The organism is Roseovarius sp. A-2 (assembly GCF_002072155.1).
In the GTDB taxonomy this organism is placed as follows: Bacteria; Pseudomonadota; Alphaproteobacteria; order Rhodobacterales; family Rhodobacteraceae; genus Roseovarius.
In genome coordinates this window covers 16,367-32,339 of the sequence record NZ_BDIY01000006.1, presented here as the reverse complement: position 1 = coordinate 32,339, position 15,973 = coordinate 16,367, and the positions used below count along the sequence as shown (strand labels likewise).

At 63.3% G+C, this 15,973-nt stretch carries 13 protein-coding genes; 6 read left to right on the top strand and 7 right to left on the bottom strand.

Translation table 11 applies throughout. The features are described 5' to 3' along the window. The first annotated feature begins 11 nt into the window (after positions 1-11). Positions 12-242, top strand: a complete 231-nt coding sequence (locus tag BHD06_RS09375) for a sulfurtransferase TusA family protein (RefSeq protein WP_080456742.1) — start codon at positions 12-14, stop codon at positions 240-242. A gap of 65 nt (positions 243-307) precedes the next feature. On the opposite strand, the gene BHD06_RS09370 is transcribed toward BHD06_RS09375, so the two are convergent. From BHD06_RS09370 to purC, 6 genes are all read right to left on the bottom strand, one after another. Continuing rightward, positions 308-2,986, bottom strand: coding sequence for a ribonuclease E/G (locus tag BHD06_RS09370; RefSeq protein WP_080456873.1), 2,679 nt, complete (start codon positions 2,984-2,986; stop codon positions 308-310). A gap of 585 nt (positions 2,987-3,571) precedes the next feature. Next, positions 3,572-4,906 carry a sigma-54 dependent transcriptional regulator gene (locus BHD06_RS09365; protein WP_176214322.1) on the bottom strand — a complete coding sequence of 445 codons (1,335 nt, stop codon included), beginning with the start codon at positions 4,904-4,906 and terminating at the stop codon, positions 3,572-3,574. Between the two features lie 5 nt (positions 4,907-4,911). Beyond that, positions 4,912-6,672: an ATP-binding protein gene (locus tag BHD06_RS09360; RefSeq protein WP_080456740.1), complete on the bottom strand. Its 1,761-nt coding sequence runs from the start codon at positions 6,670-6,672 to the stop codon at positions 4,912-4,914. A 45-nt stretch (positions 6,673-6,717) separates the two neighbouring features. Beyond that, positions 6,718-7,386 (bottom strand): phosphoribosylformylglycinamidine synthase subunit PurQ, encoded by a 669-nt coding sequence (purQ, locus tag BHD06_RS09355; RefSeq protein ID WP_080456739.1) that lies wholly within the window; start codon positions 7,384-7,386, stop codon positions 6,718-6,720. Next, entirely contained in the window at positions 7,386-7,625 is a 240-nt protein-coding gene (gene purS / locus BHD06_RS09350) for a phosphoribosylformylglycinamidine synthase subunit PurS (protein WP_080456738.1), read from the bottom strand. The genes purQ and purS overlap by 1 nt, the downstream gene beginning before the upstream one ends. A gap of 14 nt (positions 7,626-7,639) precedes the next feature. Next, positions 7,640-8,401 carry a phosphoribosylaminoimidazolesuccinocarboxamide synthase gene (purC, locus tag BHD06_RS09345; protein WP_080456872.1) on the bottom strand — a complete coding sequence of 254 codons (762 nt, stop codon included), beginning with the start codon at positions 8,399-8,401 and terminating at the stop codon, positions 7,640-7,642. A gap of 161 nt (positions 8,402-8,562) precedes the next feature. On the opposite strand from purC, the gene BHD06_RS09340 reads away from it, so the two are divergent. From BHD06_RS09340 to lexA, 3 genes are all read left to right on the top strand, one after another. Beyond that, entirely contained in the window at positions 8,563-8,877 is a 315-nt protein-coding gene (locus BHD06_RS09340) for a DUF1476 domain-containing protein (protein ID WP_080456737.1), read from the top strand. 176 nt (positions 8,878-9,053) lie between these two features. Beyond that, positions 9,054-10,064 (top strand): betaine--homocysteine S-methyltransferase, encoded by a 1,011-nt coding sequence (gene bmt, locus BHD06_RS09335; RefSeq protein ID WP_080456736.1) that lies wholly within the window; start codon positions 9,054-9,056, stop codon positions 10,062-10,064. A 71-nt stretch (positions 10,065-10,135) separates the two neighbouring features. Next, complete coding sequence (gene lexA, locus BHD06_RS09330) at positions 10,136-10,834, top strand: transcriptional repressor LexA (RefSeq protein ID WP_080456735.1); 699 nt, start codon at positions 10,136-10,138, stop codon at positions 10,832-10,834. Here lexA and BHD06_RS09325 read toward each other — a convergent pair. Beyond that, positions 10,828-12,846 (bottom strand): ComEC/Rec2 family competence protein, encoded by a 2,019-nt coding sequence (locus BHD06_RS09325; RefSeq protein WP_080456734.1) that lies wholly within the window; start codon positions 12,844-12,846, stop codon positions 10,828-10,830. The genes lexA and BHD06_RS09325 overlap by 7 nt on opposite strands. Positions 12,847-12,923: 77 nt before the next feature. On the opposite strand from BHD06_RS09325, the gene gltX reads away from it, so the two are divergent. Beyond that, entirely contained in the window at positions 12,924-14,336 is a 1,413-nt protein-coding gene (gene gltX / locus BHD06_RS09320; protein ID WP_080456733.1) for a glutamate--tRNA ligase, read from the top strand. A 74-nt stretch (positions 14,337-14,410) separates the two neighbouring features. Beyond that, a complete protein-coding gene (gltA, locus tag BHD06_RS09315) occupies positions 14,411-15,706 on the top strand; it encodes a citrate synthase (protein WP_080456732.1) in 1,296 nt (431 codons plus the stop codon). Positions 15,707-15,973 lie beyond the last annotated feature (267 nt).

Sequence of the window (15,973 nt, the reverse complement as noted above, 5' to 3'; positions counted from 1 at the left end):
TCTGATCGGGCATGACCCCGAATGACACGCTCGACGCCTGTGGCCTCTTGTGCCCACTGCCCGTTCTCAAGCTGCGCAAGCGCTTGAAATCATTGGCCCTTGGTGAGGTGATCGCCTTGCATGCCGATGATCCGGCGGCAGTGATCGACGTACCGCATTTCTGTGCCGAATCCGGCCATGAACTGATCTCGTCCAGCGACGAGGCCGGGGTGCAGACCTATCTCATCCGCAAGGCGGTCTAAGGCCGCGACATGCAAAAGCCGCGCCCGTGAAACGGGGCGCGGCTTTTCTAGGAATGTCCCGCTGATTAGCCGAGCGACCACCAGCCGCGCCGCTTGGGCTTGGCAGGCGCCGGGTCTTCGGTGACGGTTTCGGTTTTCGGCTCGGGCTCAGGGGCCTTGGCGGGCTCTTCCGCAACCGGCGCGGGGGTCGGCTCCGGTTGCGACTGGACCTCTGCCTCAGCAACTGGCGCGGGTGCCGGTTGTGCCGGTTCCGGCTCGGGGATGGGGCCTGCCGCACCGGCGGCCTCTTCCACGACCGGGGTCTCCTCGGTCTCTTTCTTGCGCGAGACGGTGCGCGAGCGCGGTTTAGGCTTGGGTTTTTCGGCCAGTGACGCACCGCTCTGGGCCTCTGCCTCTGCCGGGGTCTCGGCCTCGCCTTCGATTTTGACCGGGGTCTTCTTGCGCGAGCGGCTGGAGCTTTTCGGTTTGGGCTTTGGCTCGGGAGCCTCGGCCGCAAGTTCGGAGTGTTCGGTCTGCGACGGTGCGTTGACTGCCTCTGCCACGGCGGGCTGAGCGGTCTCGGCCTGATCGCTGCGCGCATCGTCTTGCGGCTGCGCCTCGGCGTTCTCACTCTGGGTGCTGTCCGACTGGCCGTTATCGGTCTGGCCATTATCGGACTGGCCGTTGCTCCCGTTCTTGGGCTTGCGACGGCTGCGGCTGCGCGAGCGGCGGCGCTTTTTCTTGGGCTTGTCGCCCTCGTCGCCATTGGCCTCGGGGGTGGTTTCGACCTCGTCGGCGATCACGTCTTCCTCGGTCTCGTCGATTTCGACCATCAGCGCCGCCCCGGCAGAGACGAATTGCGCGGCGTCTGGCTCGGGCACGGTACGCGTCGCCGTCTTGAACTTCTCCATCGTGAAATCGGGGCTGACAAGCGTCGGTTCCCCCTCGATCCGGACAGAAAGGCCGTAACGCGCCTCGATCTGGGCCACATGGTCGCGTTTCTGGTTCATCAGGTAGTTGGCGATGCCCACCGGGCATTTCAGCAGCACCTCGCGCGAGCGACGGCGCACCCCCTCTTCCTCGACCTGACGCAGGATCGACAGCGCAAGGTTGTCATCCGAGCGAATGAGTCCGGTGCCGTGGCAGGTCGGGCATGGCTGCGTGGTTGCCTCGATCATGCCGGGGCGTAGACGCTGGCGCGACATTTCCATCAGCCCAAAGCCCGAGATGCGCCCCACCTGAATGCGGGCGCGGTCGGTTTTGAGCCGGTCCTTCATCCGCTTTTCAACTGAGGCGTTGTTGCGTCGCTCGTCCATGTCGATGAAGTCGATCACGATCAGCCCGGCAAGGTCGCGCAGGCGCAATTGACGCGCGACCTCGTCAGCCGCCTCGAGATTGGTCTTGAGCGCGGTTTCCTCGATCGAGCCTTCTTTCGTGGCCCGGCCAGAGTTGACGTCGATGGCGACAAGCGCCTCGGTCACACCGATCACGATATAGCCGCCGGATTTGAGCTGCACCGTGGGGTTGAACATACCGCTGAGGTAGCTTTCGACCTGGTGGCGCGCGAACAGCGGCTGCTGATCGACATAGTGTTTCACGTTCTTCGCGTGGGACGGCATGATCATCTTCATGAAGTCCTTGGCGATCCGGTAGCCCATCTCACCCTCGACCAGAACCTCGTCGATCTCGCGATTATAGAGATCACGAATCGAGCGCTTGATCAGGTTGCCTTCCTCGTAGATCTTGGCGGGCGCGATGGATTTCAGCGTCAACTCGCGGATCTGCTCCCACAAGCGTTGCAGATATTCGTAATCGCGCTTGATCTCGGCCTTGGTGCGCTTGGCCCCCGCCGTGCGAATGATCAGCCCCGCGCCCTTGGGCACGTCGATCTCGGTGGCGATTTCCTTTAGCTTCTTGCGGTCGGCAGCAAGCGTGATCTTGCGGGAGATGCCACCGCCGCGCGCGGTGTTGGGCATCAGCACGCAGTAACGCCCGGCAAGGCTGAGATAGGTGGTCAGCGCTGCGCCCTTGTTGCCGCGCTCTTCCTTGACGACCTGCACGAGCATGATCTGGCGGACCTTGATCACCTCTTGGATCTTGTAGCGCCGCGCGCGCGGCTTGCGGACCGGGCGCAGATCCTCGCTATCATCCTCATCGGCGACGGATTCGATGCTGTCATCGTGGCTGGCGTGATCGCGGGTGTCGGTCTCTTGCTCGTCACCCTCCGGCGTGGTGTTTTCGGCACCCTGCACGGCGGCGCTGTCGTCGGCGGGTTCCTCGACCGGGGTCTCGGCCACGCGCTCCATCGGCGACGTGCCTTCCTCCTCGTCCTCGGCGAGGTCGATGGTTTCCATGCCGGAGATATCGCCGGTAGTCACGGCGTCATCCGACGAGGTCTTTTCCGGTTTGGATTTCGAGCGTGAGCGGGAGCGAGAGGTGCGCTTTGGCTTTTCCTCTTCCTCCTGCTGGGCCTGCGCGAGCGCCTCTTCCTCGGCCATCAGCGCCTCGCGGTCGGCGACCGGAATCTGATAGTAATCAGGGTGGATTTCCGAGAAGGCGAGAAAGCCGTGCCGGTTGCCGCCGTAATCAATGAACGCCGCCTGAAGCGACGGCTCTACCCGGGTTACCTTTGCGAGATAGATGTTGCCAGCAAGCTGGCGCTTGTTCTCGGATTCGAAATCGAATTCTTCGACCTTGTTTCCGTCGACCACCACGACGCGGGTTTCCTCCGCGTGGGTGGCATCAATGAGCATTTTCTTGGCCATGTTTTCCATGTGCATCGCGGCGCAGCGCACACCCCCGGGGGGGCGGCGCGTTGCGGCTGATGTCTGATAGGGGCGATGGCGGGCGTGCGTATGGGCGGGATGCATGTGCTCCCTGCCTGTATGACGCTGTCAAGTCTCGCGCGCTTCATCGCGGTTCTTCTTCTCCGGCCCTCACGGGCCAATTCAAGGCCTGAGGCACCTTGTCGGGGTATCAGGCGTGTATGCGGCCCCGGTCCGGGGCCCAATCGGTCTGTCCGGCCCTCACGGATTTGTCGTTCCGACAGGGGGCTGTAACAGCGAATTTCTCGAGGCCGGGCGTGGAAATCCTCGCCCGTCGCCGCATTGTCACACTAAAGCGTTGGTGGCGGGGATTACAATGGAGAAAATGCGCGGTGGCAGGTCATGAGCCCTGCGCGGTCAGAAATCCGCAGTTATTTTCAGCCCAGGGGAGACCGTCCGTTTTCAGTGCACCGCCGTTTTCTTCGGAAGAAAACGGACAGGAAAACCCAGAGTTTTCAGGAACGGAATTCTTTGAAAATTCCGTTTGACGAGCGGCAGGGTTAGGGCGCAGACCGCAGCCGGGACTCAGAGATAATCCGAGCGTTGCAGGTTGTACTTGGCCATCTTCTCGTTGAGGGTGCGGCGCGGCAGGCAGAGTTCCTCCATCACCGCCGCGATGGAACCCTTGTGACGGCGCATGGTGTTGTCGATAAGCATCCGCTCGAACGCCTCGACATATTCCTTTAGCGGCTTGCCCTCAGTGGTCATCACCGGCTGCATTTCGTCATGATCCGACATCAGCAGCGAGGTCAGCGTGCCCGAACCGCGCCGCGATTGCAGCACCGCGCGTTCGGCCACGTTAAAGAGCTGGCGGACATTGCCCGGCCATGGCGCCTGCAATAGCTGCGTCGCCTCCTGCGCCGAGATCTGCGGTGCGTCGCAGCCGTAATCCTCGGCGAACTGGTCCGAGAACGAGGTGAACAGCGTCAGGATATCCTCGCCGCGCTGGCGCAGTGGCGGCACGGTGATGCGCAGGCTGGCCAACCGGTAAAACAGATCCGAGCGCAGCGCGTCCTCGCAGGTGCGGCCCTCGTCCTGCATGTTGGAGATCGCGATGATGCGGGTTTCGGGCGGGGTGCCCTCGTCGTTGACGAAGGTCAGAAGCCGCGCCTGCGCGGCATCGGACAGCGCCTCGACATCCTCGAGCACGAGCGTACCGCCGCGCGCTTCCTCGACCGCAGGCAGGTGCGGATCCTCGGGCTGAACCGGGCCGAAGAGCCGCGCGGACAGCGCCTCTTCGCCAAGGGCGGCGCAGGAAACCGAGACGAATTTCTTGCCCGCGCGCGCGCCCACGGCATGCAGCGCATGCGCCACCAGCGTCTTGCCGGTGCCGGTCTCACCCTCGATCAGCACATGACCATCGGCCTGGCCCAGATCGAGGATATCCTCGCGCAGCCTCTCCATCGCGCCGGAGGTGCCGATGAGCTTCTTCATCAGCTGGCCGCCATCCGACAGGTCGCGGCGCAGCGCGCGCGCATCCAGCACCATGCGCCGCGCATTGGTGGCCTTTTTCGCCAGCTGCGTCATGCGGTCGGGGTTGAACGGCTTTTCCAGAAAATCAAACGCCCCGATGCGCATCGCCTCGACCGCCATTGGCACGTCACCATGCCCGGTGATCATGATCACCGGCAATGAGCTGTCCGAGCCCATCAGTTTTTTCAGGAACTGCATCCCGTCCATGCCGGGCATCTTGATATCCGTCACCACGATGCCCGGATAATCGGGGCCGAGCGCCTTGAGCGCCTCTTCGGCCGAGGGAAACGCCTCGGTGTCATAGCCCGACAGCGCCAGCCACTGGCTGATCGACTGGCGCATATCCTTTTCATCATCGACAATGGCGATCTTCATGGCTGCCGGCATGTCATTCACTCCGCTGCTCGGGTCTCTTCGGGTAATATGGGAAGCTGGACCTCGAATACAGCCCCCCCGTCCGGCGCATTGCGCGCCACCAGACGCCCGCCAAGGTCGTTCACGATCCCCGAGGAAATGGCAAGCCCCAGCCCGACCCCGTCGCCGGGTTGCTTGGTGGTGTAGAAGGGCTCGAACAGGTTTTTGAAGTCGCCGATGCCGTGGCCGTTGTCGCGCACCGTCAGCACCGCCGTCTCGCCCGCCGCGAGCAGAATGTCGATGCCGGCATCGGGCACCGTCTCGGTTGCATCGATAGCGTTGCGCAACAGGTTGATGATCACCTGTTCCACGCGCACCCGGTCGCCCATGATCATCACCGGCTGATCCGGCAGGGTGCGGGTGATGGTGATCTTGCGCTGTCGCAGTTGCGGCTCCATCATGGCAAGTGCCGAGGCCACCGCATCGCCCATGTTTACAGGTGAAAACGTGTCGCCCGACTGGCGGGCGTAGGATTTGAGCTGCTTGGTGATCGCGCCCATCCGCTCGATCAGATCGTCGATCCGCTGGAACGAGGTCAGCGCCTCGTCGGGGCGATTGCGGGTCAGCAGCATACGCGCCCCCGCGAGATAGGTTTTCATTGCCGCAAGCGGCTGGTTGAGCTCATGGCTCACCGCAGCCGACATCTCGCCCAGCACGGCAAGCTTGGAACTTTGCTGCAGCGTCTGTTCGGCTTGGGCGAGGTTCTCCTGCACCCTCTGGCGTTCGGCGATTTCCCGCTGCAACCGAGCGTTCAATGCGCGAAGCTCCGCTGACTCGCGCTGAAAGAGCGCAACCCGCCGCGCCGCCTTGCGGTTGAGAAAGTAAAAGGCGAGCGCGAGCAGAATCGCGAATCCCATAATTTCGAGCGCAAGATACCCATTCACCTTGTCGCGCACCGTGGCGTAGGTGGTGAAACTGGCGATGCGCCAGCCGCGAAACGCCACCCGCCCCTCGACGCGCATCACTGCCTCGCCGCGCACATAGGCATCAGCCGGAAGCGCGGTCCAGTCCGAGGTGGCCTGAATGGCGCGCTGGATGGCGCTGTTCGCCGGCTCGCGCGTGAGCGCCTCCGCTTCGGTCAGCCCACGCCATCGCGGTTCGGTCGCAAGGATGATCCGGCCTTCGGAATCGGTGACCATCACCGCGTCCGAGATCCCCGCCCAGGCCCGTTCATATTTGCGCAGATCGACCTCGACGACGATCACGCCGAGCACACCGTTCTGGGTCTCAATCCGGCGCGAATAGGTAAAGTTGTATTGCCCGGCCTCATCCTGCAGCACCTTGAAAACCGTATCGCGCGAGCGCAGCGCATCGACGTAATAGGCGGCCTGCTTGTGGTTCTCGCCCAGCCGGTTGCGCTCGGTCGCGGCCACCGCGCGGCCGTCCTTGTCGAGCAGCGTGAGCGAGGCGGCACCGATCTCTTCGAGAAAAGAGATCAGGCGCTGTGTCGATTGCGCGTAATCCTGCGTATTAAGGGCCGAAATGAGCGCCGGATCGCGCGCCAGAAGCTGCGGCACGATTGCGTTCTGCCGAAGTTCCGAAAGAAGGTTGCCGGAATAGAGGACGAGACGCAGTTCAGCCCGATTCCGGGTGTTCTCGGTAAAGCGATCGGTGAGCAGGCGATTGGTGGTAAAAACCACGATCACCGCGATCAGGAACAACCCCAGAAGCACAAGCCGCGCGCGCCACGATATGGCCCGCGCACGTGGCACATTGGGTTTGGTTGGCAGATTGCTCATATGAGAAGCTTAGGCCGAGAGGCCCCTGCCCTCAAGCGCCGCGGTTCAGGCGTCGGCAAGCTGTCGCACAAGCCCCGCGAACATCGCCGCCCCGTCGCTTCCGCCATGCAGCGGCTCGGCCATACGTTCGGGATGCGGCATCATGCCGAGCACGCGGCGATTTTCCGACAGGACCCCGGCGATGTCGCGGGCCGAGCCGTTGGGGTTTTGGACATAAGTGAAAGCGACGCGATCCTCTGCCTGAAGCCGGTCGAGCGTCGCCTCATCCGCGAAATAATTGCCGTCATGGTGGGCAATGGGCACGGTGATGGTACTGCCCGCCTTGTACCCTTGGGTAAAGACGCTCTGATCGGTGGTGACACGAAGGTCGACCGGTTTGCAGACATATTTCAGCCCCGCATTGCGCAACAGCGCACCGGGCAGGATGCCTGTCTCGGTCAGTATCTGAAAGCCGTTGCACACACCAAGCACATAGCCGCCCTTGTCAGCATGCGCCACGACCGCGCGGCAAATCGGCGAATTGGCGGCGATCGCCCCGCAGCGCAGGTAATCGCCGTAGGAAAATCCGCCCGGCACACCGACGATATCGACGCCTTCAGGCATCGACGTGTCCTTGTGCCAGACCATCGAAACGCGCGCACCCGCACGCTCGAACGCCACGGCAAGGTCGCGGTCACAGTTGGAGCCGGGAAAGACGATGACGGCGGCATGCATCAGCCCAACTCCACCGAGTAGCTCTCGATCACGGTATTCGCCAGCAGCTTCTCGCACATCTCGGTGACGACCGCCTCAGCCTTGGTCGCATCTGCCTCCGCGAGGTCGATCTCGATAACCTTACCCTGCCGCACCCCTTCGACCCCCTCGAACCCGAGCGATCCGAGTGCGTGGCGCACCGCCTCGCCCTGCGGGTCGAGAACGCCGGATTTGAGCATGACGTGCACGCGTGCCTTCATCAGTGAGGTCCCTTTCAGTTGATCAGCGTCGGGCGGGTGACGGGCGCGCTCGACTTGGGCATCACGCCCAGACGGGTGGCGACCTCGGTATAGGCATCGGTGAGCGAGCCCAGATCGCGGCGGAACACGTCCTTGTCGAGCTTTTGCCCGGTCTCGATATCCCACAGGCGGCAGCTGTCGGGGCTGATCTCGTCGGCCACGATCAGGCGCTGGAAATCGCCATCATAGACGCGGCCCACCTCGATCTTGAAATCGACCAGCCGAATGCCCACTCCGAACATCACACCGGCCATGAAATCATTGACCCGCAGCGCGAGGCTGAGGATATCGTCCATGTCCTGCTGGCTGGCCCAGCCGAAGGCGGCGATATGTTCCTCGGTCACCAGCGGGTCGCCCAGCTTGTCATCCTTGAGGCAGTATTCCACGATCGGGCGCGGCAATTGCGTGCCCTCCTCGATGCCAAGCCGCTTGGCCATCGACCCGGCGGCATAGTTGCGCACGATCACCTCCAGCGGGATGATCTCGCAGGCGCGCACCAGCTGCTCGCGCATGTTGATGCGCTTGATGAAATGCGTGGGCACGCCCACGTTGTTCAGCCCGGTCATGAAATATTCCGAGAGCATGTTGTTGAGCACACCCTTACCGTCGATCGTGGCCTTCTTCTCGGCATTGAAGGCGGTGGCGTCATCCTTGAAATACTGGATGATGGTGCCCGGTTCCGGCCCTTCGTAAAGCGTCTTGGCCTTGCCTTCGTAGATTTTCTTGCGCCGCGCCATGATAACTCCGTCGCTGAGGGTTGGGGGCGTGAGTCCCCCCATGCCGATGCGCTCTCATAGTGCATGGGCCAACACGTCGCAAGATGGCGTTGGCCCCTTGCCCTTTTGCCCGCCAGATTGCATATCAGGTGAAACGGCAACGCATGCAAGGGGACCGGCCCATGACCACCTTTGACGACCGCGAAAGCGCATTCGAGAACAAATTCGCCCATGACGAGGAAATGGCGTTCCGTGCCGTGGCCCGGCGCAACAAGCTCCTGGGTCTCTGGGCCGCCGAGCTAATGGGCAAGACCGGCGAGGATGCCGAAACCTATGCCCGCGAAGTTGTGAAGGCCGATTTCGAGGAGGCCGGCCACGAGGATGTGGTGCGCAAAGTCGCGGGCGATCTGGGCGATATCGCAGATACCGACACGATCCGCGCCAAGATGGGCGAGCTTCTCAAGATCGCCAAAGGTCAGTTGGTCAAGGAAACCTGACCGGACCGAACCAACATGAAGGGAGGCATCCGCTGCGATGCGTGCCTTTCTCATGGGTTCATGGGGCCAGCGGGATAACAATCAAACGCGCCTCACCATTTACATGAAAATTATGAGTTTGCGCAGCGCACCCGTTCGGTGCGAGGTCTGTGCGGTCATAAACGTGGGATACAAACATGACCAACGCCCTCACCAAACTCATGGCCACACGCGACTGGATCCTGGCCGACGGGGCCACGGGCACAAACCTGTTCAACATGGGGCTGCAATCCGGCGACGCCCCCGAGATGTGGAACGAAGAGCACCCCGATCGCATCGAACGGCTCTACCGCGAGGCGGTGGACGCGGGCAGCGACCTGTTTCTGACCAATTCCTTTGGTGGCAACGCGGCGCGGCTCAAACTGCACGGCGCACAAAAGCGCGCGCGCGAACTGTCGCGCATCTCCGCCGAGATCGGCCGCGAGGTGGCGGACCGTTACGACCGACCGGTGATCGTGGCAGGCTCGGTCGGCCCGACCGGTGAGATCATGGCCCCGATGGGCGCGCTCACGCACGAACTGGCCGTCGAGATCTTTCACGAGCAAGCCGAGGGGCTCAAGGAAGGCGGGGCCGACGTGCTCTGGCTGGAGACAATTTCCGCGCAAGAAGAATACAAGGCCGCCGCCGAGGCGTTCAAGCTCGCCGACATGCCGTGGTGCGGCACCATGAGTTTCGACACGGCGGGCCGCACGATGATGGGCCTGACCTCCGCCGACATGGCGACGATGGTGGAGAAGCTGGGCAATCCCCCGCTGGCCTATGGCGCCAATTGCGGCGTTGGTGCCTCGGACCTTTTGCGCACCGTGCTCGGCTTTGTCGCGCAGGGCTCGGAACGGCCGATCATCGCAAAGGGCAATGCCGGGATCCCGAAATATCACGACGGCCACATCCATTACGACGGCACGCCCGATCTGATGGCGGACTACGCGGTGCTGGCGCGCGACGCGGGTGCCACGATCATCGGCGGTTGCTGCGGCACCATGCCCGAGCACCTTTCCAAGATGCGCGCGGCACTGGAAGAGCGCCCCAAGGGGCCGCGCCCGACGCTTGACCAGATCACCGATGCGATCGGCGCGTTCTCCTCGGCGGCCGATGGCACCGGCGACGATGTTGCCCCCCCACGCCGAACACGCCGCCGTCGCGCCTGACGCGCCGCGCTTGACACAAAACGGGAACATGAGTAGAACAAAATACCTGTGTCCCTGCGGAGTGTCGGCGTATGCTTACCAAGAAACAGCTCGATCTGCTCAAATTCATCCACAAGCGCGTTCAGCGTGATGGCGTACCGCCCAGTTTCGACGAAATGAAAGAGGCGCTCGACCTTCGCTCCAAATCCGGCATTCACCGCCTGATCACGGCGCTTGAGGAACGTGGCTTTATCCGGCGGCTGGCGCATCGCGCGCGGGCACTGGAAATCGTCAAGCTGCCTGAGAGCCTCGGCGGCGAGGCGACGCACCGATTTACCCCGCGAGTGATCGAGGGGGATCGCCCGTCGGCCCCGCAGCCCGCCAATGCGCAGCCGGTGGCGGCAGGCGCGATCGATGTGCCGCTGATGGGCCGCATCGCCGCCGGTGTCCCGATCGAGGCGATCGCCCATACCAGCGGCCATGTCGGCGTGCCGAGCGGCATGATCTCGGGCAAAGGCGAGCATTACGCGCTAGAAGTCAAGGGCGACTCGATGATCGAGGCCGGGATCAATGATGGCGACGTGGTCATCATCCGCGAGACCGCAACAGCCGATAACGGCGATATCGTGGTGGCGCTGATCGCCGAGGAAGAGGCGACACTCAAACGGTTTTTCCGCAAGGGCAACGCCATCGCGCTGGAAGCCGCGAACGCGGCCTACGAGACCCGCATCCTGCCAGACGATCAGGTCCGGGTTCAGGGTCGGCTTGTCGGGCTGATCCGCAGCTATTGACCGGACCAGAGCCGAGTGCCGGTCACGGATCTTGCGGTGACGATAAGCAGATCTGCGGGCTCGTCGTAAATGGCAAGCGATCCGGTTTCAAACAAGGACGTTGGAGTGATCGTGCGGCAGCCGATATCCCGGGTCAGGGTTTCGGGCTCGGCGGTGAATACAACGAGTGAGGCGGTGCCGCAGTCGGTGATATCACGCGCAGCCCGCGCCCCGGTGACGACGCGTAGCGACTGCTCCAGGGGCATATCTCCCGGCCAACGTGCGTGCGCGGCCTCCTGCGTGGCGGCATCGCCGTCATTCTCCAGCCAGTTTAGCGCCACGAACCCGCCGCCGCGCGGCTTGTTGAGAGCGCGGCCCTCGGGCGTGAGCACACCCACCAGCCCGCCGTTATCCGACACCAGAACCGTCGGCCGCTCCGCCCCGGACCAAAGCCAGAACCCGAAAACCACCGGCACCAGCCCGGCCAGCCGCGCCCGCCCCTGCCAGAGCACGAGAAAGAGCGCGCCCAAGGCGACGAGCGGCAGCACCATAGGCCCTGGCGTCACGACAAGACCGCGCGCGCCCTCCCAGGAGGAGACACGCGTCGCCACGCCGAGAATCCACTCCAACCCCTGCCCCATCGCCCAGAGAGGCACCCAGTCGAGACCGAGCGGCAAGAGCAGCGCCGCGACCACCGCAGCGGGCATCACCAGAACGCCCATCAGTGGCACGCTCATCAGGTTCGCAAGCAATCCATATTGCGCGATCTGGTTGAAATGCGCCGCCGCCACCGGGGCCGTCGCCGCCCCGGCCACCGCCGACGAGATCACCACGGCGAGCGCGGGGCGCAACCAGCGCGGCCCAAGCGGCACCCGTGCATCGCGCAGCCAGCCGAACACCGCGACCAGCGCCACCGTGGCGGCAAAGGACATCTGGAAACCCGGGCCAAGCAACGCCTCGGGTTGCAGGCAGAGCACGATCACCGCCGCCACCGCCACCGCCCGCAGGCTGAGCGCACGCCGGTCGAGCATCACCGCGACCAGCATCACAGCCACCATGACAAAGGCACGCTCGGTCGCGACATTGCCGCCCGAGAGACCGAGATAGCCGGCACCTGCGAGGATCGCGACACCCGCCGCGATCTTCTTGATCGGCCAGCGCAACCCGAGGCCCGGAAGCGCGGCAAGGCCAAGGCGGCAGGCCGCAAAGACGAACCCCGCCAGAAGCCCCATATGCAGCCCGGATATGGCCAGCAGATGCGCGAGATTGGAAATGCGCATCGCCTGCAACGTATCTTGCGACAGGCCCGCACGGTCGCCGGTCATGATCGCGGCAGCAAAGGCCCCGACCTGCCCCGGCAACCGCGCCTGGACATGGGTCGAAAGCGCCATGCGCGCCTTGAAGAGCGCCTGCGCGCCCTGGGCCTCGGCCACGGTCAGGACCGGCGTGCGCGTGTAGCCCACGGCACCGATCCCGAGAAACCACGCATGGCGGCGAAAGTCGAACCCGCCCGGCTCCACCGGGCCGGAGGGCGGGCTGAGATGGCCGGTCAGCATCACCCGCAACCCCGGTCGCGGCGTGACGAAACCCTGGTCACCGTGCAGCGAAACGCGCACGCGGTCAGGCACCCTGGCCGGGTCCATCCGATCTAGCACAACGTGATCGAGAGTCAGGCGCAGCGCGTCCGAGGCCGAGCGGTCGATGGCAACGATGCGCCCCTCGACAGGGCCATAATAGCGCCACCCCAGAACCGGCCCCGCCACCAGATGCGCGCGCGCACCTGCGACGGCAACGCCTGCCAGCACAAGCGCACAAAGAAGCAGGAGCGGCCCGGCCCATTCTCGTCCACGCAGGGACAGCAACCCGAGCATCACGGCACCCGCACCGCAGGCCCAGAGAAGCAGCGCAGACGGTTCCACCCGCAGCGCAAAGTAAAACCCCACGCCGCAGCCGAGCCAGACCGGCACCCAAGGGAACAGCGCGCCGCGCTGCGACAGCCATCCGTGTTCGATCAGATGCCAGACGCGCGCCACTTGTGTCCCTCCCGGCGGACCGATAGACAGTGTCAAATCCTAGCCCTTGCATCGTTACCGAAAGGTTAATCCGCCCTATGGCTACCCCAGTCGTGACTCGTTTCGCCCCATCGCCCACCGGCTTCCTGCATATCGGCGGGGCGCGCACGGCGCTGTTCAACTGGCTTTATGCGCGCGGCCGGGGCGGCAAATTCCTGTTGCGGATCGAGGATACGGACCGGGCCCGGTCGACCCCCGAGGCCACGCAGGCGATTCTCGACGGGCTGGCCTGGCTGGGGCTTGACCATGACGACGAGGCGGTGAGCCAGTTCGCCCGCGCCGAGCGGCACCGCGAGGTGGCGCATCAATTGCTGGCCGAGGGCCATGCCTATAAATGCTTTTCCACGCAGGACGAGATCGAGACGTTCCGCGATACCGCCCGCGCCGAGGGCCGCTCCACGCTCTTTCGCAGCCCGTGGCGCGACGCCACACCTGAGCAGCACCCAGATGACAGTGCCTATGTGATCCGCATCAGGGCCCCGCGCGAGGGCGTGACGGTGATCCGTGACGTTGTGCAGGGCGACATCACCATCCGCAACGACCAGTTGGACGACATGGTGCTGTTACGCGGCGATGGCACACCGGTCTACATGTTGGCAGTTGCGGTAGACGATCACGACATGGGGGTAACCCATGTCATCCGGGGCGACGATCACCTCAACAACGCGGCGCGCCAGATGCTGATCTATCAGGCCATGGGCTGGCCCCTTCCTGCTTACGCCCATATCCCCTTGATCCACGGGCCCGACGGCAAGAAGTTGTCGAAACGTCACGGTGCTCTAGGCGTCGAGGAGTATCACAAGATGGGCTATCCGGCGGCGGGCATGCGTAATTACCTTGCACGACTTGGCTGGAGCCATGGTGATGACGAGTTCTTTACCGACGCGCAGGCGCAGGACTGGTTCGACATCACCGGTATCGGCAAATCGCCTGCGCGGCTCGATTTCAAGAAGCTGGAAAATCTCTGCGGGCAGCATATCGCGGCGATGGATGATGCTGCACTGCTGCATGAATTGCAGGGATTCTTGGCCGTGACCGGTCAGACGCCGCTGTCTGACGCAAAGGTGACCCTCATGGAACGGGGTATGTACTGCCTGAAAGAGCGCGCGAAGACATTTCCGGAACTGCTTGATAAGGCGGAATTTATACTTTCTGAGCGGCCCATCGTCCCAGAGGAGAAGGCGGCAGCGCAGCTTGACGGTGTATCCCGTGGTATACTGAACGAATTGACGCCGCAGTTGCAAAATGCTAACTGGACGCGCGACGGTATCGAAACCCTCGCAACCCAATTCGCCGAAACCCACGGCATGAAATTCGGCAAGCTGGCGGGTCCGATCCGGGCCGCGCTTGCTGGTCGCAGCGCAACACCGAGCGTGTTCGACATGATGCTGGTTCTCGGGCGCGATGAAAGCATCGCCCGACTGACCGACGCCGCCTGCGGCGGGGCCTGACGCCCCGACGCAGTCTTACGTTTATCCAGCCCGGGGCGCTATGGCCATGCGGGCGTTGAGAGGGAGGACCCCTGATGTCAGAAAGCAACAGAGCCGCGAAGCTGGAGATCGACGGCAAAACCTACGAGTTGCCGATCTTTTCGCCTACGGTGGGCCCCGACGTGGTCGACATCCGCAAGCTCTATGGCACGGCGGGCGTTTTCACATACGATCCCGGCTTTACCTCGACCGCAAGCTGCGACAGCACCATCACCTTTATTGACGGTGACAAGGGTGAGTTGCTGCACCGTGGCTATCCGATTGATCAACTGGCCGAGAAATCGCATTTCCTCGAAGTTTGCTACCTGCTGCTCTATGGCGAACTGCCCTCGCCCGCCGAGTTGGAGGATTTCGAGAGCCGGGTGACCAATCACACCATGCTACACGAGCAGATGGTGTATTTCTTCCGCGGGTTCCGCCGCGACGCGCATCCGATGGCCATCATGGTCGGTGTCGTGGGGGCGATGTCGGCTTTCTATCACGACAGCACCGATATCAGCGACGAGTGGCAGCGCGAAGTGGCCTCGATCCGGCTGATCGCCAAGATGCCGACGATTGCCGCCTGGGCCTACAAGTATTCGATCGGGCAGCCTGTCGTCTATCCGCGCAACGACCTCGACTATGCGTCGAATTTCCTGCGCATGTGCTTTGCGGTGCCCGCCGAGGATTACGAGGTCAACCCGATCCTGAGCCGCGCGATGGACCGGATTTTCACGCTGCATGCGGATCACGAACAGAACGCCTCGACCTCGACCGTGCGGCTGGCGTCGTCGTCGGGGGCAAACCCGTTTGCCTGCATCGCGGCGGGCATTGCCTGCCTCTGGGGGCCGGCGCATGGCGGCGCAAACCAGGCCTGCCTCGAAATGCTGCGCGAGATCGGCACGCCCGACCGCATCCCCGAATTCATCGCGCGGGCCAAGGACAAGGACGATCCGTTCCGCCTGATGGGCTTTGGCCATCGGGTCTACAAGAACTTCGATCCGCGCGCCAAGGTGATGAAGCAATCCGCCGACGAGGTATTGGAACTTCTGGGCGTCGAGAACAATCCGACGCTGCAAGTCGCCAAGGAGTTGGAGAAACAGGCGCTCGCGGATGATTATTTCACCGACAAGAAACTCTTCCCGAATGTGGACTTCTACTCCGGCATCATTCTGGAAGCGATGGGCTTTCCGACCTCGATGTTCACACCGATTTTCGCGGTCTCACGCACCATCGGCTGGATCTCGCAGTGGAAGGAAATGATCAGCGATCCGCAGATGAAGATCGGTCGTCCACGGCAGCTCTATCAGGGCGAAACGCTGCGCGATTACGTGGATATCGAGAATCGCTGAGGCGCCGGTGTCGCTTGCTTTCAGAATCCCGGCCTCGCGCCGGGATTTTGCTCTGAAGGATACTGCCTTGCGGTGCTCAGCAAGTTTCTACCGATGGCCGATTCGAAACGGGCTTTCTGATCGCTAGAGATCGAGGGCGATCAATTTCGGTCGGCGACTGCCGGTGGACTAAGCCGCGCATCGTCGCGCGGCAGTGTGGCGATCTTAGACTGGTTTGGCAGTGTTTTATGCCAGCCGCGCCCGAAAAACATCCGAGCGCAGAGCGGG

Bases quoted from the DNA above. Each gene is read 5' to 3' on its own strand.
- BHD06_RS09375 (WP_080456742.1), top strand. From the start codon at position 12: ATGACCCCGAATGACACGCTCGACGCCTGTGGCCTCTTGTGCCCACTG.
- BHD06_RS09370 (WP_080456873.1), bottom strand. From the start codon at position 2,986: ATGGCCAAGAAAATGCTCATTGATGCCACCCACGCGGAGGAAACCCGC.
- BHD06_RS09365 (WP_176214322.1), bottom strand. From the start codon at position 4,906: ATGCCGGCAGCCATGAAGATCGCCATTGTCGATGATGAAAAGGATATG.
- BHD06_RS09360 (WP_080456740.1), bottom strand. From the start codon at position 6,672: ATGAGCAATCTGCCAACCAAACCCAATGTGCCACGTGCGCGGGCCATA.
- purQ (WP_080456739.1), bottom strand. From the start codon at position 7,386: ATGCATGCCGCCGTCATCGTCTTTCCCGGCTCCAACTGTGACCGCGAC.
- purS (WP_080456738.1), bottom strand. From the start codon at position 7,625: ATGAAGGCACGCGTGCACGTCATGCTCAAATCCGGCGTTCTCGACCCG.
- purC (WP_080456872.1), bottom strand. From the start codon at position 8,401: ATGGCGCGGCGCAAGAAAATCTACGAAGGCAAGGCCAAGACGCTTTAC.
- BHD06_RS09340 (WP_080456737.1), top strand. From the start codon at position 8,563: ATGACCACCTTTGACGACCGCGAAAGCGCATTCGAGAACAAATTCGCC.
- bmt (WP_080456736.1), top strand. From the start codon at position 9,054: ATGACCAACGCCCTCACCAAACTCATGGCCACACGCGACTGGATCCTG.
- lexA (WP_080456735.1), top strand. From the start codon at position 10,136: ATGCTTACCAAGAAACAGCTCGATCTGCTCAAATTCATCCACAAGCGC.
- gltX (WP_080456733.1), top strand. From the start codon at position 12,924: ATGGCTACCCCAGTCGTGACTCGTTTCGCCCCATCGCCCACCGGCTTC.
- gltA (WP_080456732.1), top strand. From the start codon at position 14,411: ATGTCAGAAAGCAACAGAGCCGCGAAGCTGGAGATCGACGGCAAAACC.